We start from the raw sequence: 24,818 nt of genomic DNA, 5'->3' as shown, positions 1-24,818 counted from the left end.
GCTTCCCCCAAACCAAGGCGTGAATCCATGAACACCCATCAGAACAAGATTGCACTGGTCACCGGCGCCACCCGTGGCATCGGCCTGGAAACCGTGCGCCAGCTGGCCCAGGCCGGCGTGCACACGCTGCTGGCCGGCCGCAAGCGCGAGACCGCGGTGGAGCAGGCACTGCTGCTGCAGGGCGAAGGCCTGCCGGTGGAAGCCATCCAGCTGGACGTGACCGATGCTGCCAGCATCGCCGAAGCGGTCGAGCAGGTGCGCCAGCGCCACGGCCGCCTGGACATCCTGGTCAACAACGCCGGCATCATGATCGAGAACCCGGCGCAGGCGCCGTCCGAGCAGTCGCTGGAGACCTGGCACCGCACCTTCGACACCAACGTCTACGCGCTGGTTGCAGTCACCCAGGCGTTCCTGCCGCTGGTCAAGCAGGCCAAGTCCGGCCGCATCGTCAACGTGTCCAGCATGCTCGGCTCGCAGACCCTGCATGCCGATCCGAACTCGGGCATCTACGATTTCAAGGTTCCCGCGTACAACGCGTCCAAGGCGGCCGTGAACAGCTGGACCCTGGCCCTGGCGTACGAGCTGCGCAACACGCCGATCAAGGTCAACACCGTGCATCCGGGCTACGTGAAGACCGACATGAACGGTGGCAACGGCGAGATCGAGATCAGCGAAGGCGCGCGTTCCAGCGTGGAAATGGCGCTGATCGGCGAAGCCGGTGCCAGCGGCAGCTTCACCTACCTGGGTGAGGTGCTGCCATGGTGATCCGCACGTTGGCGATGGCCATCTCCAGCCTGGTGCTGGCAGGGTGTGTCAGCGTCGGCCCCAACTACAAGGCCCCGGCGCAGGAGCCGGTGGTCCTGCAGGGCGCACAGCAGGCGGTGTTCAGCACCGCCTCGCCGGTGGCCAGCTGGTGGGCACAGTTCGATGATCCGGTGCTGGAAGAACTGGTGCACGGCGCACTGTCGGAGAACCTGGACCTGCGCGTGGCTGTGGCCCGCGTCAGCCAGGCCCGTGCGGTGTTCGTCGAAAGCCGCTTCGACCAGGCCCCGCATGTCACCGCTGGCGGCAGCTACGATCGCCGCAAGCAACCTGATCCGCAGCTGGGTGGGCAGCGGGTGTTCAGTGAAAGCTACCAGCTCGGCTTCGACGCCGGCTGGGAGCTGGATCTGTTCGGCCGCAAGCGCCGCGCTGCAGAAGCCGCACGCGCCGATCTCGGTGCCGAGCAGGCCAACCTGGCCGATGCCCAGGTGCTGGTCGCCGCCGAAGTGGCGCGCAACTACTTCGAGCTGCGTGGCACGCAGAAGCGCATCGCGGTGGCCCAGCACACGCTGGAAAACCTGCGCGATACGCAGAAGCTGACCGAGGCGCGCTGGGAACTGGGCGCCGGCAGCGAACTGGATGTGCAGAGCAGCCGCGCCCGCCTGAAGGCGATCGAGGCCGACATCCCGCTGCTGGAAGTGTCCGAGGCACAGTCGCGCAACCGCCTGGCGGTGCTGCTGGGCCAGCGTCCGGAAGTGCTGACCGCGATGCTGGCGCCGCAGGATGTGCCGGCCTTTGCCAAGGCACTGCCGCTGGGTGACACCCGCGAGCTGCTGCGCCAGCGCGCCGACGTGCGCGTGGCCGAACGTCGCCTGGCCGCTGCCACCGCACGCGTGGGCGTGGCCACGGCCGATCTGTTCCCGCGGCTGTCGCTGTCCGGTTTCGTCGGCTTCCTCGGCGGCGATGCCAGCGGCCTGGTCAACGGCAACAACAAGGCCTGGTCGCTGACTCCGTCGCTGAGCTGGGCTGCGTTCGACTTCGGCACCGTGCGTGCACGCCTGCGTGCCAGCAAGGCCGAGGCCGAGGGCGTGGCCGCGCAGTACGAACAGGCCGTGCTGCTGGCGCTGGAAGACACCGAGAACGCGCTGACCCGCTACTCCAAGCAGCAGGCGCGGCTGGCCATCGTGGTCGAGCAGGCGCAGGCGGCACGGCGTGCCGAGTCGCTGGCGCAGATCCGCTTCCGCGAGGGCTCGGAGGACTTCCTGACCCTGCTGGATGCGCAGCGCACGCAGCTGGCCGCCGACGATGCACTGGCCGCGGCCGAGGCGGAGGTCAACGTCAGCGTGGTGGGCGTCTACAAGGCCCTGGGCGGCTGGGGACAGTCGCCGCAGGCGCCGAGCGTGGCGCAGGCGCAGTAACCGCGGGACTGCAACAACGACGAGGGGACGGATGCGCAGGCATCCGTCCCCTTGTTGTCTGCGGCCGTCAGCGCTTCGGCCAGTCCAGCTCAACCACCAGCGGGAAGTGGTCCGACGGCAGCACGCCGCCGATGCGGCGGTCATCGGTGGTGAAGCTGCGGGCATGGAAGCCGCGCACCAGCACCCAGTCCAGCTGCACGGTGGCCTTGCCGGTGAAATCGTGGAAGGTTTCGCGCGGGCCCTTCGGCGCCTTCACCTGGGTGCGGGTGTCCTGCAGCACGCGGGTGAACGCTTTGTAGGTTTCGCTGCCCGGCTCGGTGTTGAAATCACCGGTCAGCACCACCGGCAGGTCGGCGGGCAGCGTATCCAGGCGCTTGGCGATCAGCTCGGCGCCCTTGATCCGGCGCGGCTCGTCCTCGTCGCGGTAGGGCAGGTGGGTGTCCATGAAGTAGAAGCGGCGGCCATCATCGAGGCGGCGGAACAGCGCCCAGGTGACCATGCGCGGGTACAGGTTGCCCCAGGTGATGCTGCCGGGCACGTCCGGGGTATCGGACAGCCAGAAGTTGCCGGATTCCTCGATGGCCAGCACCTTGCTGTCGTAGAACACGCCCATGTGCTCATCGCCCTCGCCACCGCGGCGGCCTTCGCCGAACCAGCGGTAGCCGGGCAGGTGGGCGGCCAGGTAGGTGGCCTGTTCCTGCACCAGTTCCTGGGTGCCGACCACGGCCGGGTGCGCATCGAGGATGACCTTGACCATCGCATCGCGACGGTCGTCCCAGCGCTTGCCCGGTTCGGTATCGGCGGGGGTGCGCACGTTGAAGGACATCACCTTCAGTGGGGCGGGCGGTTGGGCTGCCGAGGCAGCGGCAGGCAGAGCAAGTGCCAGCAGCGCGCACAGTGCGGGCCGGCGAAGACGCGACAACATCGTGGAATCCCTCCATTCCATGAAAACGGTTTCACGGAGCATGCCACGGAACGCAGGGCAGGGGGTGTGCCGGGATGGGTGGCTGGCGAGGGCCGGGCGGACGCTGGGACCGCCCGGCAGACCGCAGGACGCGCGATCAGGGGTCGTACATCATCCCGTTCTCGTCGCGGTTGTAGTGATCCTGCTCGACGCGGGTGCCGTCGTCATAGATCGCATATAACGTGCAACGCTGGTGCACGCCGAAGCCGGCGTGGAAGGGAACACACTGCTCGTCCAGCCCGACGAGCTCGGCCGCCTGCACCGGTGCAGAGGGGGCCATCGCAGCCAGCGCCAGCACGGCGCCGAACGAACACGCAAGCATCTTCCTGTGCAGCATCGAACACACTCCTTATGTCAGGGATGTTGAGCGCGCTTTCTGCAATCGCGCAGATGCGCCGGACCTGTGTAGCAAGGGGCGGGCAGGGCGGGTAGTCGCAGGGCAGCATGGATTGGGGCGGCACGATTTGACGCATCCGGACACGTCGGGAAAGATACGCCCCTGTTCCGGGCCAGCCATATCGCCACGCCCTCCCCCCAAGAGGAGTTCACGTGCTGAGATATTCGCGGCTGACGGTCGCCATTTCGTTGCTGGTCTGCGCCCACGCCCACGCCGAGCAGGCCCTGCCCGCGCCGCAGACGCTGGACAAGGTCATCGTGACGGCCTCGCGTACCGGCCAGGACGCCGCCACCGCCCCGCAGACGGTGGTGATCATCGGCAAGGAGCAGATCGAGCAGCAGCTGCGCCTCAGCAGTAATTCGTCCGATGTGCTGTCCAGCCTGCTGCCTTCGTACACGCCCAGCCGCGGCAAGATGAACGGCAGTGGCGAGACCCTGCGCGGGCGCACGCCGCTGATCCTGGTCGATGGCATCCCGCAGTCGAACCCGCTGCGCCCCACTGGCCGCGAGGCGCATACGATCGACTACGCGCTGGTCGAGCGCATCGAGGTGATCCAAGGCGCCAACGCCATGAACGGCCTGGGCGCTACCGGCGGCACCATCAACCTCATCACCCGGCGCCCGGAACCGGGTGCGGTCAACCAGCACTTCGGCGTGCAGACGACGCTGCCGACCTCTGAAGTGCGCGGTGAAACCACCGGCTACCGCGCCGATTACCGTATCAGCGGCAGCAAGGGAAAGTGGGATTACCTCGTCGGCGCCGGCTATGAAGACCAGGGCCTGTGGGTGGATGGCGAGGGCACGCCGATCGGCGTGGACGTCACCCAGGGCGACCTGATGTCCACCCGTGCCTACGACCTGCACGCCAAGCTGGGCTACTGGATCGACGACAACCAGGAGCTGCAGTTCAGCAGCAACCGCTACCGCATCAAGTCCAAGGCCGAGTATGTGCCGGTTGCCGGCAACCGCGATCTGGGCGTTGCCACCACCTCGGTGCGCGGCACACCGCCGGGTACGCCGGCCTGGAACGATGCCTGGACCACCGGCCTCAGCTACACCCACCACGACCTGGCCGGCATGGAGCTGAAGGCGATGGTGTTCAACCAGGAGTTCGAAGGCCTGTTCGGCGCCGACAACTCGTCCACCTTCCAGGACCCGCGCATCGCGCCGGTCGGGACGTTGTACGACCAGTCGCGCTCGACCGCTTCCAAGTGGGGCAGCAAGACCAGCCTGGGCCGCGATGACCTGCTCGGTGGCGACCTGAAGATCACCGCCGGCGTGGACACGCTGCGCGACAGCGGCAAGCAGGACCTGTACGGCACCGGCCGCACCTACGTGCCCGATTCGCGCTACAGCAGCGTGGCCGGCTTCGTGCAGGCCGACTACAGACTGCTGCCGCAGCTGACCGTGCAGGGTGGCTGGCGCCGCGAAGAGGCCGACCTGCGCATCGACAGCTACACCACGCTGTACCGCTACAACCGCGTGGCGGTGCAGGGCGGCAAGCTGAAGTTCCAGCAGAACCTGCGCAACATCGGCCTGGTGTACGCGCCGACCGAGCGCTTCAACACCTTCGCCAGCTATTCCGAAGGCTTCGGCATGCCCGACGTCGGCCGCGTGCTGCGCTCGATCAACACGCCGGGCACCAACGTGGAATCGCTGCGCTCGCTGCAGCCGCTGCTGACCTGCAACAGCGAGATCGGCGTGCGCTACCGCTCGCCGTCGTGGGAGGCCGAGGCCAGTGCATTCCAGTCACGCTCGGAGTACGGCACGCGCGTGATCGCGGTCGACGGCGCGTTCCAGCTCGCCCGCGAAAAGACCGCCATCGAGGGCCTCGATGCGAGCGTGCGCTATCGGTTGAATGATGCCCACCGGCTGGGGCTGTCCTATGCCTGGACCCGCGGGCGCTACGACAGCAATGCAGATGGCCGGCTCGACGCGCGCCTGGATGGCCTGAACATCGCACCGAACCGCGTCATCGCGACCTGGTCGGCGCAGTGGACGCCGGAGCTGTCGACCTTCGTGCAGGGGCAGTACGCCTTCAGCCGCAACTTCGACGAGGCTGCCAAGGAATTCAGCGGCTACGCGCTGTTCGACGTTGGCGTTGACTACCGGCTCGCCAAGGGCAAGGTGAACCTGGGCATCGCCAACCTGCTCGACCGCCAGTACATCACCTACTACTCGCAGAGCGCGCTGATCGAACCGGCGCGGTACTTCGCCGGGCGTGGACGGACGGTGACGCTGGGTTACAGCCTGGATTTCTGAGGCGCGACGCGCGGGCAGGATTATTTCTGCCCGCCATCATGCGCCTGCATGTCCTCGTGCAGGATGCGCCGCAGCTCGACAATCGCCGGCGTGGCTTCCTGCACGCTGTGCCCGGACACGATCACCTTCTCCGATACCGCATTGGGCAGGTGCGAGCTCCAGTAGGGAACCAGGCCATCGTTGGTTTTTTCCAGTGGCCCGTCGGCGCTGGCGCGCGCGATGATGGAGTGGTAGCGCACCCGCGGTGACATCGGCAGATCGGCCACCGCCTTCACGAACGGATCGTCCTTGTCGAGGTTCTGGATGCTGTTCATCTGGTAACCGTGCTTGCCATCGTCGCGGTCGATGTGGCCGTCCTTGGCGACGTTGGCGGCGTCTTCCAGCACGGTCAGCGGCAGCCGCACCAGGCGGCCGATCCAGCGGCCCAGGCGCGTGCCGGCCACGTCGGTGCCACGGTGCGGGGTGGCGATGAAGACCACCCGTGAGATTTCCGGTTCGGGCTGGAAGGTCAGCAGCGGCGGGCCCTTGCTGCGCAGCAGTTCGCGCTGTGCCGGGCTCAGTTGGGTCGTGGCCAGCAGCGTGTCCACCAGGTGGTCGCCCGACGAAGACACCATCAGCCGCGAGATCACCCCGCCCATGCTGTGCCCGACCAGCACCATGTCATGCGAAGCCACCGCCTTGCCGCTGGGATCGTAGTGCTGCATCACGTCCTCGAGCGTGCGCCGGATCGCATCGTGGCTCAGCGCGATCGGCATGTTGGTCGGGTAGTAGAACTGCCAGACCTGGAAATCGCGGCGGATCTCGTCGTCGCGCATCAGCTCGTTGGCCACGTTCACCCAGGCCTCGGGGCTGCTGGCCAGGCCGTGGATCATCAGCAGCACGCGGCGGTTGGGGTCGTAGGGCTGCATCATGAACAGATGCGGGCGGTCGATGCCGCCCTTGCCGCCGAACAGCGAGCGCAGCGACTGCCGGCTGAAGTTGGAACGGGCCAGCCACAGCGCATAGCCGGCGGTGAAATTGGCAGCCAGCGGCACCTGCTCGCCATGCAGCTGCACCATCGAGATCTGGTACGGGTCGTGGATCTCCAGCTCCGGCTCGTCGTCGTGCAGCATCTCCCACAGGTTGGCGCCGGAAAAACGCAGCAGCACGGTCATCGAGGGCGAGGGCATCTCGCTCCAGCTGCGCTCAGGTGGCGCGGCGTCCTGGCCCGGACGGTCGGCATGCGCTGCAGCGGCCAGACCGGTCGTGGCCGGGTCGGCCATCACCGCCACCAGCTCGGCGCCGAAGCCATCGCGGCGATGCACGCTGCGCAGCGTGCCGGTAAAGGACATCGACGCGGCCGCGACCAGCTCGATCGGCTCGCGCGTGTCCTGCGTGGTGTCTGCATCGGGCTGGGCCAGCACGAAGGTCCAGCGGCCCAGCCGCAAGCGGCCGCTGTCGTTGCCCACCTGATGGCTGGAATAGGCATCGAACAGCATCACCGCAGCTTCCTGCACGGCCAGGTTGTAGTAGTCGCGCACCTGGGTCTGGCGGTCTTCGAAGCCGCGCTGGTTGGCCGTGCGTTCGGTGAAGAACAGATACGCATAGGCCTGCCGGGCGACGTGCATCCACGCATCCAGCCGCGGCTGGAAGCCGGGATCGGCCACCAGCATCTCCGGCGTCGTGCCGCGCCGGGCCTTCGGCATGGGCATCGCCATCGCCTGCTGCAGCCACAGTTCGGCCAGCGCCGAGCGCTTGTCCTCCTCACGCACCACGATGCTCGCTTCCATCGCCTCGATGCACGACGGGCCGGGCTTGGCGCAGGCGGTTTCATCCAGGCCGGCCACCCGCAGCGTTTCGGTGGTCGCCGCGCTCAGCCTGCCGCTGGTGAGGATGTCGCCGCGCTTGAGGGCGATGTACTGGCCCGGGGTGACCGTGGCCACCTGCACCGAGGGGCCGAACTGGCGCAGCGTGGCGCAGCCGCTCAGCAGGAGCAGCGCGATGAAGACGAGGGTCGTGTGGCGGATGACGCCGAAGCCCGTGGTTGCCATGCGATCCTCCGGCGCGGTGGCGCCACTCTAGCGGGCGGAGCGTCAAGGCGGAAGCACGTGGATAAACGCGCGCTGGGTGGACTGTGACACCATCGCTGGCAGTGCTTTTCAGGGAATGACGATGCACCTGATGGAAACGCGCATTCCACCGCCGCTGGTGATGCTGCTGTGCGGGGCGCTCGGCTATGCGCTGGCCGGCGCCTGGCCGTGGCCCGTCCTGCCGGTTCCTGGCTGGGTTGCAGTGCTGGTGGGGCTGGCAGGGGTGGGGCTGAACCTGCTGCCCAAGCTGACCTTCCGCCGCGCGCGGACCACGGTCAATCCACTGCGCCCGGCTGCCGCCACGTCGCTGGTGACCGGCGGCATCTACCGCCACACCCGCAACCCGATGTATCTGGGGCAGGCGCTGCTGCTGCTGGGGGGAGTGCTGTGGCTGGGCAGTGCTGCGGCGCTGCTGGTGGTGCCGCTATTCGTCGGCTGGATCACGCGTTTCCAGATCCTGCCGGAGGAGCGGGTGCTGGCCGACCGGTTCGGGGAGGACTATGCCGCCTTCCGGCGCGGGGTGCGGCGCTGGCTGTAGGGCAGGGCGCAGGCAACAAAAAAGCCGGACCCCAATCGACGGGAGTGTCCGGCTTTTCGTGCCCCGAAGGGCGGTACAGATGGTGGAGGTGGGCGGAATTGAACCGCCGTCCGAAGGCACTCCATCCCCAGCACTACATGCTTAGCTCACCGTTGAATCTCATCCCCGAGCAGCACGGTGTGCAAAGCGCACCCGGGAACCAGCCTGTTGTGTTCTAGTGCCGGACTGACAGGCAGCCGCCCAGCGCGATTCCATGATAATGACTCTACGCTGCGAGCATGGACACAAGCAGTTTCGAGGCTCCGCCTAAGTCGGCAGAAGGTCACGCACCGCAGTTTTTAGGCTGCGAGAGCGACCGGAGCGTAGTTGTCGTCGTTGGCAACTAGAGTTTTGCAGCTGGATTTACGAGGACAGCTACCCCCTCGGCATGCGCCAGGCGACTTCACAACCCCCGTCGAAACCAATGCACCCCCGGTTTCTTCAAGTTCTGCAAGGTACAAGGCCAAGTGCGTGTTGCCACGTGCAGGGCCTGCCCAACAGTTGTCATGCTACGGCAAAACAGCTGAACAGTCACCTTGGCAATCCGCAACAAGTTGTAGAGCGGTTGTCATAGCGGATTGCTAACTTCATTGGCACGATTTTGCGACACACTGGCGGCCAACATCCGAGCCAGGAACGACACGGAGACCCCCGGGTGACTGACACCATCCCACAACGCAGCCTGCGACAGCTGGTCGGGCCGGTAGGCGCCGACTACCGCCGACGCGCGTTGCCGCCCGGCTGGGTATGGGCGGTACTGGCCGCGATCGTCACTGCGGCCTGCCTGACCGCGCTGCCGGCGACGGCGGCGGTGTTCCTGGTGGCCAGTGCGGTGGTGGTGTACTGGCCGCGTCGCGACCAGGCCCTGGTGCCGGGCTGGCGCATGCTGGCCCTGGCCGTGCTGGCGGTGATGGTCTGGGGTCCAGATGTCATCGCGCAATGGTTCGAGCACGGCGCGGCGGTGGCCCTGCTGACCCTGGCCTCGTTGAGCATGCTGACCCATGTCCGTCGCAGCTGGGCGCTGTCGCAGCAGCTGCAGCACCGGGCCGACGCGCTCGATGACCAGCAGCTGCTGGCCCTGTTGCCGGATGATGCGGCCCAGCTGGCAAAGCAGTGGCGGGCCGGCGATGACCGGCATGCGCCAGAGCTGGCGGTGGTGATGCACCTGGCGGTGATGCACGCGGCCTTGGCGCCGCGGATGCGCGGGCAGGGCATGCTGGCCGGCTGATCGCCCCCCTTTCTGTAGAGCCGAGCCCATGCTCGGCTGCCCCGCGACCTGTAGAGCCGAGCCCATGCTCGGCTGTTTTTGATCTGCGCAGTCGAGCGAGCTCGACTCTACAGACAGCTGTTACGCGTCGCGGTTTCCGCGACGCATCACGCGCTGCTTCTCGATCGCCCAGTCGCGGTCCTTGGCGGCATCGCGCTTGTCGTGGGTCTGCTTGCCCTTGGCCAGCGCCACTTCGAGCTTGATCTTGTTCTTGCTCCAGTACATGGCGGTGGGCACGATCGTGTAGCCATCGCGCTCGACCTTGCCGACCAGCTTGTCGATCTCGTTCCGGTGCAGCAGCAGCTTGCGCTCGCGCCGGTCGTTGGCCACCACGTGGGTGGAGGCCTGGATCAACGGAGTGATCTGCGCGCCGATCAGGAAGATCTCGCCCTGCTTCACGTAGGCGTAGGCGTCGATGATGTTGCCGCGCCCGGCGCGGATCGACTTCACCTCCCAGCCCTGCAGGGCCAGGCCTGCCTCGAAGCGTTCCTCGATGTGGTACTCGTGGCGGGCACGCTTGTTCAACGCGATGGTTTTGTTGGCCGTCGCGTTCTTTGCTTTATCCTTGCCGCTGTTCTTGCTCATTTCCGTATTGTCTCCGATTCGGGCCCGCCCGGTCGATTGCCGAAACGCGCCGTCTTTATGCCTACTATCCGCCGCAGCGCCCTGGTCGAACACTCGGCCGCGCGCATGTTCGACCTGGTCAACGATGTCCAGGCCTACCCGCGCCGCTTCCGCTGGTGCTCGGACGCCCGCATCCTGGAACAGGGCGAGGACCGCCTGGTCGCCCGCCTGGATCTGGGCCTGGGCTCGTTCAGCACCTGGTTCCAGACCGAAAACACCCTGCAGCGCCCGCACAGCATCGATATGCAGCTGCGCGACGGTCCGTTCAAGCAGCTGCATGGCCGCTGGGAGTTCCATGCGCTGGCCGAGGATGCCTGCAAGGTCACCCTCACCCTGGAGTTCGAGCCGAAATCGCGCCTGCTCGCACCGGCGCTGGCGATCGGTTTCCAGGGCCTGGCCGACCGCATGGTCAACGACTTCGTCCGCGTTGCCGACGAGGGCTGAGCGATGATCGAGGTCGAGGTGGTACTGGCCTGGCCGCAACAGGTGCAGTCACGCCGGTTGCAGCTGCCGGAAGGTGCGACCGTGGCCGAGGCCATTGCCGCAGCCGCCCTCGAGGGCAGTGCCGGGTGTCCGGCCGCCGCCGTGCATGGCGTGCTGGCACGCCCGCAGCAGGCGCTGCTGGACGGTGATCGGGTGGAACTGCTGCGGCCGCTGCAGGCCGATCCCAAGGAAAACCGCCGGCGTCGCGCGCGCGGCGATTGATTCCAGGGTCCCGCCCCGCAGGGCGGGCGGTGGGCTCAGCGACCCTTCTTCTTGTCCTTGGCCAGGTTGCGGCCGAACTGGCGGACCGTCTGCTGGGCCAGGGCCTTGTCGTTGGCCGGGAAGTAGTCGCCATCCCAACGGGTGACGGCGTCATTCTCGAAGTACACGGTGAAGTTCTTCACTTCGGTACGGCCGAGACGGTTCACGCGCTGGCTGGAGGTGTAATCCCAGCGCTGGGCGTGGAAGGGGTCCGGCACGGACGGGGTGCCCAGCAGCGCATTCACCTGCTGCTTGCTCTGCCCGACCTGCAGCTTGGAGACGGCATCTTCCCGGATCAGGTTGCCCTGATAGATGGGTTGCTTGTAGATGATGCCGCACCCGGTGGTGGACAGGGCGACGGCGGCGACCAACAGAAGATTGCGCATCGGTACTGGCGGTTGGGGAAATCAAACCGATGATACACTCCCGGCGTGCCACCGCGACCCAATCCGAGGCAGCTGGCGCTAAATCGCCAATGAACGGAGACCTATGGAAACCCACGACCTGCGTAAAGTCGGCCTGAAGGTGACCCATCCGCGGATGCGGATCCTGGCGCTGCTCGAGCAGCGCAACGCCCAGCACCACATGACCGCCGAAGACATCTACCGCCAGCTGCTGGAGCATGGCGATGAAATCGGCCTGGCCACGGTGTACCGGGTGCTGACCCAGTTCGAGGCCGCCGGCCTGGTGCTGAAGCACAACTTCGAAGGCGGCCAGGCCGTCTATGAGCTGGATCGCGGCGGCCACCACGACCACATGGTCGATGTGGACAGCGGGAAGATCATCGAGTTCGAAAGCCACGAGATCGAGGAGCTGCAGCGCAAGATCGCCGCAGACCACGGCTACGAGCTGGAAGAGCATTCGCTGGTGCTGTACGTGCGCAAGAAGCGCAAGTAAGGCGCTGGCGCCAGCAGTGGATATGCGAAGACCCCGGGCATGCCCGGGGTTTTTCGTTTGTCAGGGCAGGTCCGCGCCATGCGTGGATGGCCCCATGAACACCTGCAGGTCCACCGCCTCGGCCATCGCCCGGTTGCCGGCATCGCCGGGGTGCAGGTGGTCGCCCGAGTCAAAGGCGGGGGCCATCCGCGACGGATCAGCGGGATCACGCAGGGCCGCATCGAGGTCGATCACGGCGTCGAACGGGCTGTCGCTGCGCAGCCAGTCGTTGAGCTGCCGGCGCAGCGCGTCCTTGTCCGCAGCGTAGTAGTCCTCCAGTGGCGTACCGGGGAGGGCGCCCGCGAAGGGCGGCAGGGTCGCGCCGAGGATCCGCAGGCCCCGGCCGTGGGCCTGCCGCGCCAGCGTGCGGTAGCCGGCCTGCAGCTGGCCCAGGGTGGGGCGGGCCTCGTCGCGGGCGAAGGCCGTGCCCGGCCAGCTGATGTCGTTGATGCCGAGCAGCACGATCACGCTGGCCACGCCGGATTGGTCGAGTACGTCACGCGGGAAGCGGGTGAGGGCGGCTTCGCCCATGCCGTCGCGCAGCAGGCGGCCGCCGGAGATGCCGGCATTGGCTACGGCCACCCCGCGCGGAGCCAGGCGGGCGGCCAGATGGTCAGTCCAGCGCTGGTCCTGGTCCAGGCTGGCGGTCGCGCCATCGGTGATCGAATCGCCGATGACCACCACGCTGCGCGCGCTGGCTGGCGCCTCGACGTCGATGCCGGTCAGTACCAGGCGTGCAGTGGTGGGTTCGGCCCCGTGCAGGGTGGTCGCTCGGCTCTGGTCACCGGGGGCGATCCAGCTGGTCTGCCGGCCGTCCCAGTGGAAGCTGTGCAGCGGCGTGGCTGCTGGCAGGTAGAGGCTGACCTGGACGGCCTGCAGGGCGCGGGTGGGCAGGGCCAACGGGTCGCTCAGGCGCTCCTGGCCGGGGGCGATCAGCACGCTGGGCTGGCCGTCGAACTGCAGGGCCAGGGGAGCCCTGCCGGCGGCGCTGGCCACGCTGGCCGCGCCTACCCGTAGCGGCTGCTGCCCATGGGCATTGCTCAGCCGCACCCGCAGCCGCGGTCCGCCCAGGCTGATGCGCGCGGTCTGGCGGAAGGTCTGGTCCTGCAGGGCGGGCGGGATCAGGGTCGGAAACAGGAAGTCCGCGCCCCAGACCGCCTGCGGGCTGGCCTGCCAGCTGGCGACCCAGTGGCTGGGGCTGGCTGGTTCAGCGCTGGCGGTGTCGGACAGGGCGATCAGGACAGTGGCGGCAATATGGCGGAGGCGGTGCATCGGGCAATCCCGGCAGGAGGAAGTGCCATGGTGATTGCGGCCTCATCTGTGAACTAGACTGCGGATGGACAATCATCTGTGAACTGGATTCACTGACATGGCGCGACCTGACATCAACCGATCCGGCGAACTGGAAGTGTTCGTACGGGTGATCGAGACCGGCGGCTTTTCCGCCGCCGCGCGCTCGCTGGACATGACGCCTTCGGCGGTCAGCAAGCTGGTGGCGCGGCTGGAGCAGCGGCTGGGCACGCGCCTGCTGCAGCGTTCCACCCGGCAGCTGCAACTGACCCCGGAAGGCTGCGCGTTCTACGAACGCGGGCTGCGGGTGCTGGCTGACCTGGAGGAGGCCGAGCGCTGTGCCAGTGCCCATGCCGAGCCGCGTGGGCGGCTGCGGGTCAATTCCAACGTGCCCTTCGGCCAGCACTTCCTGCTGCCGCTGCTGCCGCGGTTCCTGCAGCGCAATCCCCAGGTGGGCGTGGACCTGACGCTGAACGACGAGGTGATCGACCTGCTGGAACAGCGCACCGACGTCGCCGTGCGTGCAGGGCCGCTGAAGAGTTCCAGCCTGGTGGCCCGGCGGCTGGGCTCGACCCGGATGATGATCGTGGCGGCGCCGTCCTATGCGCAGCGGCAGGGACTGCCGCGCACGGCGGAGGAACTGCTGGCGCACAACCGGCTGGACATCGGCCACGCGCGGGCGATGCAGGGCTGGCCGGTGCTGCAGGACGGCCGCGAGCGCATGGTGCTGCCCAACGGCAATGCCCGCGCCAGCAATGGTGACGCGCTGCGCCAGCTGGTGCTGGGTGGGCTGGGCATGGCGCGGCTGGCCGCGTTCCAGGTGCAGGCCGACATAGCCGGTGGGCGCCTGCTGCCGGTGCTGGAAGATGCCAATCCGGGTGACCTGGAAGAGGTACACGCGGTGTTCCTGGGGCAGGGCGGTTACCTGCCGCTGCGGGTGCGCGCGTTCCTCGATTTCCTGGTGGAGCACGTGGATCTGGCGCGGCCGTTGGGCTGAGACCGCCGGCGGACGGAAGCCGAGCATGGGCTCGGCTCTACATGTCGGTTTCGTTCGGGCTGTTCTGTAGAGCCGAGCCCATGCTCGGCTCGGCCTGCGTTACACCTGGAGCAGCTTGCGGGCGGCGGCGCGCGCTTCCTTGCTCACTTCCACGCCACCCAGCATGCGCGCGAGCTCTTCCTCGCGTGCCTTGGTATCCAGCTTCTCCACTGCGCTCTGGGTCATGCCTTCCACCGGGGCCTTGCTGACCCGGTAATGGGCGTGGCCCTTGGAGGCGACCTGCGGCAGGTGGGTGACGCACAGCACCTGGCGCTTCTCGCCCAACGCGCGCAGCTTCTGGCCGACGATGTCGGCCACCGCGCCGCCGATGCCCGAGTCGACTTCGTCGAACACCATGGTCGGTACCGCATCGAGGTCCAGCGCAGCCACCTCGATGGCCAGCGAGATGCGCGACAGTTCACCACCGGAGGCGACCTTGCGCAGCGCACGCGGTGGCTGCCCGGCATTGGCTGCCACCAGGAACTCTACGCGCTCGGCACCCTGCGGGTCGGGCTTTCCGCTGTCCTGCGGTTCCAGCTCGATCAGGAACTGGCCGCCGCCCATGCCCAGCTCGGCGATGATGCCGGTGGTGGTGGCCGACAGTTCGGCCGCAGCCTGGCGACGGCTGCCGCTGAGCACTTCGGCCTGCACGCGCCACGCGGCGGCAGCCTTCTCGATCTCACCGGCCAGGCGCTGCAGGCGCTCGTCGGCGCCGCGCAGCTGCTCCACTTCGGCATGCATGCGCTCGCGCTGCGCGCCCAGTTCGTCCATCGGCACGCGGTGCTTGCGGGCCAGGTCGTGCAGGCGGCCGAGGCGGCGCTCGTTCTCCTCGAACTGCTCCGGGTCGGCATCGAGATCGTCGTGCACCCGGTCCAGCAGCGACAGGGCTTCGTGCAGCTGGATCGAGGCGTTCTCGATCAAGCCGTCCACCTCGCCCAGGCGCGGGTCGTGCTCGATCAGGCGTGACAGCTCGTGGCGCACCTGCTGCAGCAGGTCCAGCGCCGAGCTGCCGTCGTCACCGTTAAGCTGGTTGCTGGCCGCCTGGCAGGCGCTCAGCAGGGCGCTGGCGTGGGCCTGGCGACGGTGGCTGGCGCCCAGGGCGGCAATCGATTCGGGTTCCAGGTCCTCGCGGTCGAGCTCGCGCAGCTGGTGCTCGAGGAAGCCGATGCGGTCGGAAACGTCGCCCTGTTGCGACAGCGCCAGTGATTCATCGACCAGCGCCTGCCACGCGGCGGCGGCGCGGCGAACCTGGCGGCGCTCGGCCTCGTTGCGGGCATAGGCATCGAGCAGGGCCAGCTGTGACGGGCGCGTCAGCAGGGCCTGCTGCTCATGCTGGCCGTGGATTTCCACCAGCCGCCCTGCCAGTTCGGCCAGCTGTGCCAGGGTCACCGGGCGGCCGTTGATCCAGGAACGCGAGCCACCGTCGGCGCGGATCACCCGGCGCAGCTGGCACTGGTCCTCGTCGTCCAGCTCGTTGTCGGCCAGCCACTGGCGTGCGGCCTGCAGCTGGTCCAGGGCGAACTCGGCCGACAGCTCGGCGCGGGCGGCGCCGTGGCGGACCACGCCGCTGTCGGCGCGCAGGCCGGACAGGAAGCCCAGCGCGTCGACCATCAGCGACTTGCCGGCGCCGGTCTCGCCTGAAACAACGGTCATGCCGGGCCCGAATTCCAGTTCGGTGGCGCGGACGACGGCAAAATCCTTGATCGAAAGATGTCTGAGCATGGGTACAGGGGTGTCTGAGCCGCGCAACGCTAGCACGCGCGGCGGGGTGGTCCAATGACTTGCCAAGGCGACGCACCGCCATTATCTAGTGTCCGTGTCTCACAGGTTGATTCCATGCACGGTTCCGCTGACCAGCTTGCCCCGCGTGCGCGCCATCTGCTGCGCACGCTGATCGCGCGTTACATCCAGGACGGCGAGCCGGTCGGCTCGCAGACGCTGGCGCGCGTGGCTGGCTTGGAGGTCAGTCCGGCCACCATCCGCAACATCCTGGGCGACCTGGAGGACCTGGGCCTGCTGGCCTCGCCGCATACCTCGGCCGGGCGCATCCCGACCGCGCACGGCTACCGGGTGTTCGTGGACAGCCTGCTGCAGATGCAGCCGCCGGGCGAGGGTGAACTGGCCCGCCTGCGCCACGAACTGGCCGGAGGCGGCAGTACCCAGGCCCTGCTGGGCAGCGCCTCGGAGCTGCTGTCGGCCATGAGCCACTTCGTGGGCGTGGTCAGCGCGCCGCGGCGCGAGCAGTTCGCCTTCCGCCAGATCGATTTCGTGGCGCTGGACGGGCGCCGGGTCCTGGCGATCCTGGTGTTTGCCGACAACGAGGTGCAGAACCGGGTCATCGAGACCCGCCAGGACTTCGAGCCTGGCCAGCTGGAACAGGTGGCCAACTACCTCAATGCCCATTTTGCCGGCCTGCCGCTGGCCGAAATCCGCACCCGCCTGCTGCTGGAGCTGCGCGACGCCCGTTCCGAGCTGGAGCTGCTGCTGGCCCACAGCATCGAGTTGGCCGAGCAGGCCCTGCAGCCGCCGGCCGACGACATGCTGGTGGCCGGCCAGACCCGGCTGATGGGCGTGCAGGACCTGTCCGACCTGGAACGCCTGCGCGAACTGTTCGAACTGTTCTCCAGCAAGCGCGAGATCCTGCAGCTGCTGGAGCGGACCATCCAGGCCCCGGGCGTGCGCATCTTCATCGGTGAAGAGACGGGGATGATGCCGCTGCAGGGGGTCTCGCTGGTCACCGCGCCCTATACCGCCAACGGGCAGGTGCTGGGCGTGCTGGGGGTGATCGGGCCCAAGCGGATGGCCTACGACCGGGTGATTCCGCTGGTCCAGGCCACCGCGGACGTGCTCGGGGCGGCCTTTTCGCCCCCGGGACGCGGTCCGGGGCCGGCAGACGCTTGAAACGCAGCATCCCGCCCACACTAGGGTGGGTGGAGGCGGAGAGTGACCGCCAGGGACCCAGACATGAACCAAGAACATCCAGATATCGAAGCCCAGCATAGCGCCGCCGATGCGGCCGCTGCCGCAGGCACCCATGACGAACTGGAGCGCCTGCGCGCCGAGGTCGAGCAGGTCAAGGCCGATGCGCTGCGTGAGCGCGCCGACCTGGAGAACCAGCGCAAGCGCGTGGCCCGCGACATCGACCAGGCCCGCAAGTTCGCCAACGAGAAGCTGCTGGGCGAGCTGCTGCCGGTGTTTGACAGCCTGGATGCCGGCCTGAAGGCTGCCGGCGACGATTCCAACCCGCTGCGCGAGGGGCTGGAGATGACCTACAAGCAGCTGCTGAAGGTCGCCGCCGACAACGGCCTGGTCCTGCTGGACCCGACCGGCCAGCCGTTCAACCCGGAACACCACCAGGCCATCAGCCAGGTGCCGGCCCCCGGTGCCGCCCCCGGCAGCGTGGTGACCGTGTTCCAGAAGGGCTACCTGCTCAACGAGCGCCTGCTGCGGCCGGCGCTGGTGGTAGTGGCCGCCGATTGACGCGCCGGGCTGGCAACGGCCCACCGCCGTCGGGTAGCGCCGGGCCATGCCCGGCGTTTCTTGAACGGTTGAACACAGCGTTCGGGTGATGGCTTGAATGTTCCACGAGCCTCCCCCACATCCCATTCATCCACCGGCCGACCGGCCGGACTGACACCAACAAGCATTCTTCAGGAGTCTCCCCCATGGGCAAGATCATTGGTATCGACCTCGGCACCACCAACTCGTGCGTGGCGATCATGGACGGCGGCAAGGCCCGCGTCATCGAGAATTCGGAAGGCGATCGCACCACCCCGTCGATCGTCGCCTACACCAAGGACGGCGAAGTCCTGGTCGGCGCCTCGGCCAAGCGCCAGGCCGTCACCAACCCCAAGAACACCTTCTACGCGGTGAAGCGCCTGATCGGCCGCAAGTTCACCGACGCCGAAGTGCAGAAGGACATCGCCCACGTCCCGTACAGCATCCTGGCCCATGACAACGGCGACGCTTGGGTGTCCACCAGCGATGCCAAGAAGATGGCGCCGCAGGAAATCTCGGCCAAGGTGCTGGAAAAGATGAAGAAGACCGCCGAGGACTTCCTCGGTGAGAAGGTCACCGAAGCGGTCATCACCGTGCCGGCCTACTTCAACGATAGCCAGCGCCAGGCGACCAAGGACGCTGGCCGCATCGCCGGCCTGGACGTCAAGCGCATCATCAACGAGCCGACTGCGGCCGCGCTGGCCTATGGCCTGGACAAGGGCGACAACAAGGATCGCAAGATCGTGGTGTACGATCTGGGCGGCGGCACCTTCGACGTCTCGGTGATCGAGATCGCCAACGTCGACGGCGAGAAGCAGTTCGAAGTGCTGGCCACCAACGGTGACACCTTCCTGGGCGGCGAAGATTTCGACAACCGCGTCATCGAATACCTGGTCGAAGAGTTCAACAAGGACCAGGGCATCGACCTGCGCAAGGATCCGCTGGCCCTGCAGCGCCTGAAGGACGCCGCCGAGCGCGCCAAGATCGAGCTGTCCAGCGCCCAGCAGACCGAAGTGAACCTGCCGTACGTCACCGCTGACGCGTCGGGCCCGAAGCACCTGAACATCAAGCTGACCCGCGCCAAGCTGGAGTCGCTGGTGGACGAGCTGATCAGGAAGTCGATCGAGCCGTGCCGCGTCGCCCTGAACGATGCCGGCCTGCGCTCGAGCGACATCAGCGAAGTGATCCTGGTCGGTGGCCAGACCCGCATGCCGAAGGTGCAGCAGGCGGTGACCGAGTTCTTCGGCAAGGAACCGCGCAAGGACGTCAACCCGGACGAAGCCGTGGCACTGGGTGCGGCGATCCAGGGCGGCGTGCTGGGCGGCGATGTCAAGGACGTGCTGCTGCTGGACGTGACCCCGCTGTCGCTGGGCATCGAGACCATGGGCGGTGTGTTCACCAAGATCATCGAGAAGAACACCACCATCCCGACCAAGGCGTCGCAGGTGTTCTCGACCGCTGAAGACAACCAGTCGGCCGTGACCGTGCACGTGCTGCAGGGTGAGCGCGAACAGGCCCGCTTCAACAAGTCGCTGGCCAAGTTCGACCTGTCCGGCATCGAGCCGGCCCCGCGCGGCCTGCCGCAGGTGGAAGTGTCCTTCGACATCGACGCCAACGGCATCCTGCACGTGTCGGCCAAGGACAAGAAGACCAACAAGGAACAGAAGGTCGAGATCAAGGCCGGTTCGGGCCTGTCCGAGGAAGAGATCGCACGCATGGTCGCCGACGCGGAAGCCAACCGCGAAGAAGACAAGAAGTTCCAGGAACTGGTGCAGGCCCGTAACCAGGCCGATGCCCTGATCCACGGCACCCGCAGCGCCATCACCGAGCACGGCAGCAAGGTCGGCGGCGATGTCATCGGCAAGGTCGAGGCGGCACTGGCCGACCTGGAAACCGCGATGAAGGGCGACGACAAGGCACAGATCGAAGCCAAGTCGAAGGTGCTGGAAGAAGCAGGCCAGGCGCTGTTCGCCGCGGCTTCGGCCGAACAGGGCGGTGCCGCCCCGGGTGCCGACGCCGGCAACGCAGGCAAGGCGCAGGATGACGTGGTGGACGCCGAGTTCACCGAAGTCAAGGACGACAAGAAGTCCTGATCCGGACCGACACGGGACGCTGGCCACCAGCGTCCCGTTGTCGTACCAGGGTCCTGACCGCCCACCGGCGTGTCGGGGCGCCCGACGCAAGAGCGGACCTGGTTCCGCTCTTCCGCTTTGACGAATCCCGACTTTCCGGAATGCGATCCACGATATGAGCAAGCGCGATTACTACGAAGTGCTGGGCGTTGCCCGCACCGCCACCGACGAAGAGCTGAAGAAGGCCTACCGTCGCTGTGCGATGAAGTTCCACCCGGACCGCAACCCGGGTGATGCGGCGGCCGAAGCCTCCTTCAAGGAGTGCAAGGAAGCCTACGAAACGCTGTCCGACGGCAACAAGCGCCGCATGTACGATGCCCACGGCCACGCCGCGTTCGAGCACGGCATGGGCGGCGGCGGCGGTCCGGGCGGCCCGGACATGAACGATATCTTCGGCGATATCTTCGGCAACATCTTTGGCGGTGGCGGCGGTGGTCCGCGCCAGGCCCGTCGCGGTGCCGACATCGGCTACGTGATGGAGCTGGACCTGGAAGAAGCCGTGCGCGGCGTCGAGCGCCGGATCGAGATCCCGACCCTGGCCGAATGTGGCGACTGCGATGGCAGTGGCTCGGAAGACGGCAAGGTGGAGACCTGCAACGTGTGCCATGGCCGCGGCCAGGTGCGCATCCAGCGCGGCATCTTCGCCATGCAGCAGGCCTGCCACAACTGCAACGGCCGTGGCCAGATCATCGCCAAGCCCTGCAAGACCTGCCACGGCAACGGCCGCATCGAGGAAGACAAGGTGCTGTCGGTGAAGGTGCCGGCCGGCGTCGATACCGGCGACCGCATCCGCCTGCAGGGCGAAGGCGAGGCCGGCCCGGCCGGTACGCCGCCGGGTGACCTGTACGTGGAAGTGCGCGTGCGCGAGCACCACATCTTCCAGCGCGACGGCGACGACCTGCACTGCGAAGTGCCGATCCGCATCTCGCAGGCCGCGCTGGGCGATACCGTGCGCGTGGCCACCCTTGGCGGCGAAGCGGAGATCCGCATTCCGGCCGAGACCCAGACCGGCAAGCTGTTCCGCCTGCGCGGCAAGGGCGTGCGTTCAGTGCGCAGCCGCAGCGAAGGCGATCTCTACTGCCGCGTGGTGGTGGAAACCCCGGTGAACCTGACCAACGACCAGCGCAAGCTGCTGGAACAGTTCGAAGCCACCTTCGTCGGCGAGGAAGCGCGCAAGCATTCGCCGAAGTCGGCCACCTTCATGGATGGGGTCAAGGGCTTCTGGGACCGGATGACGTCCTGAGTTCTTGAGCGGAAACGTAGAACGGTAGCGCCGGGCCATGCCCGGCGTTTTCGTTTGCGCGCATCGCACGCATTCCGCCGGGCATGGCCCGGCGCTACCAGGGGTGCTGTTCTCTGGTAGATCCACGCCATGCGTGGATGCGGCTTGCCGAATCAGCGGAAGAACGCCGCCGGCGTCTGCCCCAACTGCCGCGTGAACATGCTGGTGAACGCACTGGGGCTGTCATAGCCCATCGCCAGCGCTCCATCGAACACCTTTTCGCCCACGGCCAACATGCATCGTGCTTCCTCGCCAGTGGGAGGTCATCGAAGCACACCGTTGCGCAGCGGAACTGCGACACGCTTGGCTCTTATGCCCGGTTGCGGAGAATGCCTACGGCACGCCCGGCGTTTCGTCTGTGCGATTCCTGCCGCCTAAAATGGAAGCATGAATCCATCCATCCTGAAAAGACTGCGCTGCCAGGGCGCCATCGGCATTACGATGCTGGTGGCGGTGTTGACCGTACCCCATGTCTCGGCAGCACCGGCTTGCGGCTTCGATGAGCCGATCATCGATCCGCAGGGAGCCCCTGCGCCTTTGCCTGGTACACGCTGGACCTACTCCATCGGCGCATCGCGTCCAGAACTGACGTTGCAGCTGCAGACGGTGGAACCGCAGCAGCTGGGGCTTTCGATTGATGGAGAGGCCGTTCGGCACGAATGGCGAGAGACCTATGCAGACGTGAATCCGCTGCGCAAAGGGGAAAAGATCCTGCTGCGCTTCCCGTTATCCGTCGGCGCGCAGTGGCAGGACAGGTTCGAGGAGCCGGGCGAAATCCGCGCTTCGTTTGGCAGCTATCGCTATGACTATGTGGAGGAGAGCAGTAGCCGAGTCGTGGCCGTCGAGACGGTACGGACTGCGCTGGGTGACGTAAATGCCTACCGGATCGAGAGAGATGCGCGGTGGCACAAATCCAATCCCCGCTCGGATGACATGAAACACATGCGCCTGGAGGGTAGTGGTGCGGTGGACGGAATGGAACGCAGCATCAGCTGGTACGCGCCAAGCGTTGGGCGGGTGGTGTTGCGGCGAAGCATCAAGGCCAATCCAAACTATCGCAGCTACCCGACTGCGGAAACCGACAGTCCCCGTCTGATGGTCACCGAGCTGGTCGGTTTCCAGCGCCCCGATGGCTGCCGCGTCGAAGCAGCTCCCACCTAGGCACGTGTGCCTGATGATCTGCCACCGCTGAATTACCCCCTGATGTTCAACAACAGATGGGAATTCCTGTTGATTCGTCATCAGCATGTGCCGGCCGTATCCGTGGATCGTTAGCGCGTGGAGCTGCCTGCGGGACCGGCAGGCGATCATCGGAAAAATGCCGCCGGGGTCTGTCCCAACTGGCGTTTGAACATGCTGGCGAACGCACTGGGGCTGTCATATCCCATTGCCAGCGCCACATCGATCACCTTTTCGCCCACGGCCAGGCGCTCCATCGCGGCCAGCAGGCGTGCCTGTTGCCGCCACTGGCCGAAGGTCATGCCCAGCTCGCTGGCGAAGTGGCGCTGGATGGTTTTCACGTCCACTGCCAGCGCTTCGGCCCAGTCCTGCAGGGTGGCTTCGTCGCCGGGGTGCTTCTGGATGTGCTGGCAGATGCGCTGCAGGCGCGGGTCGGTGGGCGTCGGCAGGTGCAGCGGCAGCACGTCCATGCGGTGCAGCTCGTCCAGCAGCAGGCGCACCACGCGGCCATCGCGGCTGTCATCGTGGTGCTCGCCTTCGATCAGCGTGGCCGCGTGCAGCAGCTCGCGCAGCAGGGGCGCCACCTGTACCGCAAATGCCTCGGTGGCCAGCTGCGGGGCGAACGCCGGATCGATGTAGAGGCTGCGCATGTGCACATCGGCAATGCAGTCCACCGCGTGGGCCATGCCGGCCGGCATCCAGATGGCGCGCGTGGACGGCACCACCCAGCGGCCGACTTCCGAGCGCACCACCATCAGGCCGGACATCGCGTAGACCAGCTGGTGGCGGCGATGGCGGTGTGGCGACACCCGGGTGCCGGCCGGGTAGTCCTTGACCCGGCAGGTCACCGGCCGGTGGCCGGGCACTTCATTCCAGGGCGCGGATTCCCTGATCGCGCAGGGAGTGTCCTTTTTGCGATATGGCATGACCAGAACGCGGCGGAAGGGAGGGGGAGGGCACCGTAGCATGCAGGGCTCGCCCCCAACCTGACTGCGCACCATGTCCAGCCTGGCTACACCCGCCCCCACCGTCCGCAGCTCGACCCGCGGCGTGCTGGCGGCGATTTCCACCTCCCACATGGTCAACGACATGATGCAGTCGCTGATCCTGGCCATCTATCCGGTGATCAAGGGAGGCTTCAACCTCAGCTTCACCCAGATCGGCCTGATCACGCTGACCTACCAGCTGACCGCTTCGATCTTCCAGCCGCTGGTCGGCCTGGTCACTGACCGCAAGCCGGCACCGTACTCGCTGCCGATCGGCATGGCCTCGACCCTGTGCGGCATGCTGCTGCTCGGCTTCGCACCGAACTACGCCATGGTCCTGCTGGCCGCGGCCATGGTCGGCATCGGGTCGGCCATTTTCCATCCGGAAGCCTCGCGCATCGCACGGCTGGCCTCCGGCGGCCGCCACGGGCTTGCCCAGTCGGTGTTCCAGGTCGGCGGCAACTTCGGCACTGCCTTGGGCCCGCTGATCGCCGCGGCGGTGATCGTGCCGTTCGGCCAGCACGCCGCCTCGTGGTTTGCCGGCGCCGCACTGATCGGCATCGCTCTGCTGACCTACGTCAGCCGTTGGTATGCGCTGCATCTGGGCGCCCCGCGCCCGGTCGGGCAGGCCACGGTCGCCCCGCGTCATCCGACCCGCACCGTGGCCCGGGTGATGGCGATCCTGCTGGTGCTGATCTTCAGCAAGTACTTCTACATGGCCAGCATCGGCAGCTACTTCACCTTCTACTTGATCCACCACTTCGGCATTCCGGTGGCGCAGGCGCAGCTGCACCTGTTCGCGTTCCTGGTGGCGTCGGCGGCCGGCGGTTTCCTCGGTGGCCCGCTGGGCGACCGCATCGGCCGCAAGCCGATCATCTGGACCTCGATCCTGGGCGTGGCGCCGTTCGCGCTGGCGCTGCCGCATGCGGATCTGTTCTGGACGACGGTGCTGGCGGTGCTGATCGGCTTCGTGCTGTCGTCGGCGTTCTCGGCCATCGTGGTGTACGCGCAGGAGATGATGCCGCACCGCATCGGCATGGTGTCAGGGTTGTTCTTTGGTTTCGCGTTCGGCATGGGCGGGTTGGGTGCGGCGGTTCTAGGCGTGCTGGCGGACAAGACGAGCATCGAGTACGTGTACCAGCTGACCGCGTTCCTGCCGCTGCTGGGCATCATTGCCGCCTGGCTGCCGCCGTCGCGTCCTGCTGCTCACTGAGGGGTTTGGGTTTGCAGGGCTTGCAGCCCTGCACCTGCGGTAGTGCCGGCCGCTGGCCGGCAACCTCAACAGCAAGAGCTGGCTTTCCGTGGGTTGGCGGGGTGGGTCCGGTTGAGGGGGACGCCGTGAATACGTCCATGTAGGCTTGGTCGCGGCATCCATGCCGCTCACACCCCCTCAACC

General features: G+C 67.2%; 23 protein-coding genes, 1 other RNA gene and 1 pseudogene. 15 read left to right on the top strand and 10 right to left on the bottom strand.

Features of this window, described 5'->3' with window-relative positions:
* Window positions 1-27: 27 nt before the first annotated feature.
* Both AC3WL7_RS12725 and AC3WL7_RS12720 read left to right on the top strand, forming a co-directional pair.
* The gene (locus tag AC3WL7_RS12725) at window positions 28-765 is read left to right on the top strand and encodes an SDR family oxidoreductase (protein ID WP_079221536.1); all 738 of its coding nucleotides are present in this window, start codon (window positions 28-30) and stop codon (window positions 763-765) included.
* Entirely contained in the window at window positions 759-2,180 is a 1,422-nt protein-coding gene (locus tag AC3WL7_RS12720) for an efflux transporter outer membrane subunit (RefSeq protein ID WP_108746495.1), read from the top strand. Before AC3WL7_RS12725 ends, AC3WL7_RS12720 begins: the two co-directional genes overlap by 7 nt.
* A gap of 67 nt (window positions 2,181-2,247) precedes the next feature.
* On the opposite strand, the gene AC3WL7_RS12715 is transcribed toward AC3WL7_RS12720, so the two are convergent.
* Both AC3WL7_RS12715 and AC3WL7_RS12710 read right to left on the bottom strand, forming a co-directional pair.
* A complete protein-coding gene (locus tag AC3WL7_RS12715) occupies window positions 2,248-3,105 on the bottom strand; it encodes an endonuclease/exonuclease/phosphatase family protein (protein ID WP_492750577.1) in 858 nt (285 codons plus the stop codon).
* Window positions 3,106-3,241: 136 nt separating this feature from the next.
* The gene (locus tag AC3WL7_RS12710; RefSeq protein ID WP_200733722.1) at window positions 3,242-3,481 is read right to left on the bottom strand and encodes a hypothetical protein; all 240 of its coding nucleotides are present in this window, start codon (window positions 3,479-3,481) and stop codon (window positions 3,242-3,244) included.
* A 212-nt stretch (window positions 3,482-3,693) separates the two neighbouring features.
* On the opposite strand from AC3WL7_RS12710, the gene AC3WL7_RS12705 reads away from it, so the two are divergent.
* Window positions 3,694-5,802: a TonB-dependent receptor gene (locus AC3WL7_RS12705; RefSeq protein ID WP_492750575.1), complete on the top strand. Its 2,109-nt coding sequence runs from the start codon at window positions 3,694-3,696 to the stop codon at window positions 5,800-5,802.
* 20 nt (window positions 5,803-5,822) lie between these two features.
* On the opposite strand, the gene AC3WL7_RS12700 is transcribed toward AC3WL7_RS12705, so the two are convergent.
* Window positions 5,823-7,832, bottom strand: coding sequence for an esterase/lipase family protein (locus AC3WL7_RS12700; protein WP_492750573.1), 2,010 nt, complete (start codon window positions 7,830-7,832; stop codon window positions 5,823-5,825).
* Between the two features lie 121 nt (window positions 7,833-7,953).
* Here AC3WL7_RS12700 and AC3WL7_RS12695 point away from each other — a divergent pair, with 121 nt between their 5' ends.
* Entirely contained in the window at window positions 7,954-8,409 is a 456-nt protein-coding gene (locus AC3WL7_RS12695) for a methyltransferase family protein (RefSeq protein WP_492750571.1), read from the top strand.
* Between the two features lie 80 nt (window positions 8,410-8,489).
* Here AC3WL7_RS12695 and ssrA read toward each other — a convergent pair.
* Window positions 8,490-8,882: a transfer-messenger RNA gene (gene ssrA / locus AC3WL7_RS12690) on the bottom strand.
* Between the two features lie 221 nt (window positions 8,883-9,103).
* Between ssrA and AC3WL7_RS12685 the strand changes: the two genes are divergently transcribed.
* Window positions 9,104-9,676: a hypothetical protein gene (locus AC3WL7_RS12685; protein ID WP_492750569.1), complete on the top strand. Its 573-nt coding sequence runs from the start codon at window positions 9,104-9,106 to the stop codon at window positions 9,674-9,676.
* A gap of 120 nt (window positions 9,677-9,796) precedes the next feature.
* Here AC3WL7_RS12685 and smpB read toward each other — a convergent pair whose 3' ends face one another.
* On the bottom strand, window positions 9,797-10,300 hold the full coding sequence (gene smpB / locus AC3WL7_RS12680) for an SsrA-binding protein SmpB (RefSeq protein WP_079221548.1): 504 nt from the start codon (window positions 10,298-10,300) through the stop codon (window positions 9,797-9,799).
* Window positions 10,301-10,357: 57 nt separating this feature from the next.
* Here smpB and AC3WL7_RS12675 point away from each other — a divergent pair, with 57 nt between their 5' ends.
* Window positions 10,358-10,783: a type II toxin-antitoxin system RatA family toxin gene (locus AC3WL7_RS12675; protein WP_108759463.1), complete on the top strand. Its 426-nt coding sequence runs from the start codon at window positions 10,358-10,360 to the stop codon at window positions 10,781-10,783.
* A gap of 3 nt (window positions 10,784-10,786) precedes the next feature.
* The gene (locus tag AC3WL7_RS12670; protein ID WP_492750565.1) at window positions 10,787-11,044 is read left to right on the top strand and encodes an RnfH family protein; all 258 of its coding nucleotides are present in this window, start codon (window positions 10,787-10,789) and stop codon (window positions 11,042-11,044) included.
* Window positions 11,045-11,079: 35 nt separating this feature from the next.
* Here the strand turns inward: AC3WL7_RS12670 and AC3WL7_RS12665 are convergent, their stop codons facing one another.
* Complete coding sequence (locus tag AC3WL7_RS12665) at window positions 11,080-11,469, bottom strand: outer membrane protein assembly factor BamE (RefSeq protein ID WP_200733728.1); 390 nt, start codon at window positions 11,467-11,469, stop codon at window positions 11,080-11,082.
* A gap of 103 nt (window positions 11,470-11,572) precedes the next feature.
* On the opposite strand from AC3WL7_RS12665, the gene fur reads away from it, so the two are divergent.
* On the top strand, window positions 11,573-11,980 hold the full coding sequence (fur, locus tag AC3WL7_RS12660; RefSeq protein ID WP_005409235.1) for a ferric iron uptake transcriptional regulator: 408 nt from the start codon (window positions 11,573-11,575) through the stop codon (window positions 11,978-11,980).
* Between the two features lie 60 nt (window positions 11,981-12,040).
* Here the strand turns inward: fur and AC3WL7_RS12655 are convergent, their stop codons facing one another.
* Window positions 12,041-13,291 (bottom strand): SGNH/GDSL hydrolase family protein, encoded by a 1,251-nt coding sequence (locus AC3WL7_RS12655; protein WP_492750539.1) that lies wholly within the window; start codon window positions 13,289-13,291, stop codon window positions 12,041-12,043.
* 97 nt (window positions 13,292-13,388) lie between these two features.
* On the opposite strand from AC3WL7_RS12655, the gene AC3WL7_RS12650 reads away from it, so the two are divergent.
* A complete protein-coding gene (locus AC3WL7_RS12650; RefSeq protein WP_200733729.1) occupies window positions 13,389-14,306 on the top strand; it encodes a LysR family transcriptional regulator in 918 nt (305 codons plus the stop codon).
* Between the two features lie 99 nt (window positions 14,307-14,405).
* On the opposite strand, the gene recN is transcribed toward AC3WL7_RS12650, so the two are convergent.
* Complete coding sequence (recN, locus tag AC3WL7_RS12645; protein ID WP_492750537.1) at window positions 14,406-16,067, bottom strand: DNA repair protein RecN; 1,662 nt, start codon at window positions 16,065-16,067, stop codon at window positions 14,406-14,408.
* A gap of 114 nt (window positions 16,068-16,181) precedes the next feature.
* Here recN and hrcA point away from each other — a divergent pair, with 114 nt between their 5' ends.
* From hrcA to dnaJ, 4 genes are all read left to right on the top strand, one after another.
* Window positions 16,182-17,246, top strand: a complete 1,065-nt coding sequence (hrcA, locus tag AC3WL7_RS12640; protein WP_079221555.1) for a heat-inducible transcriptional repressor HrcA — start codon at window positions 16,182-16,184, stop codon at window positions 17,244-17,246.
* 63 nt (window positions 17,247-17,309) lie between these two features.
* The gene (gene grpE / locus AC3WL7_RS12635) at window positions 17,310-17,825 is read left to right on the top strand and encodes a nucleotide exchange factor GrpE (RefSeq protein WP_492750535.1); all 516 of its coding nucleotides are present in this window, start codon (window positions 17,310-17,312) and stop codon (window positions 17,823-17,825) included.
* 185 nt (window positions 17,826-18,010) lie between these two features.
* Window positions 18,011-19,936: a molecular chaperone DnaK gene (gene dnaK / locus AC3WL7_RS12630; RefSeq protein ID WP_108746502.1), complete on the top strand. Its 1,926-nt coding sequence runs from the start codon at window positions 18,011-18,013 to the stop codon at window positions 19,934-19,936.
* 154 nt (window positions 19,937-20,090) lie between these two features.
* Entirely contained in the window at window positions 20,091-21,218 is a 1,128-nt protein-coding gene (gene dnaJ, locus AC3WL7_RS12625; protein ID WP_079221558.1) for a molecular chaperone DnaJ, read from the top strand.
* Between the two features lie 152 nt (window positions 21,219-21,370).
* Here the strand turns inward: dnaJ and AC3WL7_RS12620 are convergent.
* Window positions 21,371-21,490, bottom strand: a pseudogene (locus tag AC3WL7_RS12620) (AraC family transcriptional regulator); the annotation flags it as partial.
* A gap of 154 nt (window positions 21,491-21,644) precedes the next feature.
* On the opposite strand from AC3WL7_RS12620, the gene AC3WL7_RS12615 reads away from it, so the two are divergent.
* On the top strand, window positions 21,645-22,418 hold the full coding sequence (locus AC3WL7_RS12615) for a hypothetical protein (protein WP_492750532.1): 774 nt from the start codon (window positions 21,645-21,647) through the stop codon (window positions 22,416-22,418).
* A 146-nt stretch (window positions 22,419-22,564) separates the two neighbouring features.
* On the opposite strand, the gene AC3WL7_RS12610 is transcribed toward AC3WL7_RS12615, so the two are convergent.
* Window positions 22,565-23,362: an AraC family transcriptional regulator gene (locus AC3WL7_RS12610; RefSeq protein WP_492750531.1), complete on the bottom strand. Its 798-nt coding sequence runs from the start codon at window positions 23,360-23,362 to the stop codon at window positions 22,565-22,567.
* Window positions 23,363-23,435: 73 nt separating this feature from the next.
* Here AC3WL7_RS12610 and AC3WL7_RS12605 point away from each other — a divergent pair, with 73 nt between their 5' ends.
* On the top strand, window positions 23,436-24,635 hold the full coding sequence (locus tag AC3WL7_RS12605) for an MFS transporter (RefSeq protein WP_492750529.1): 1,200 nt from the start codon (window positions 23,436-23,438) through the stop codon (window positions 24,633-24,635).
* Window positions 24,636-24,818: the final 183 nt, after the last annotated feature.

This window comes from Stenotrophomonas sp. FW305-3-2-15-E-LB1, assembly GCF_058787375.1.
The sequence above is the reverse complement of the archived record's forward strand: the minus strand, read 5'-3'. Positions and strand labels throughout refer to the sequence as shown.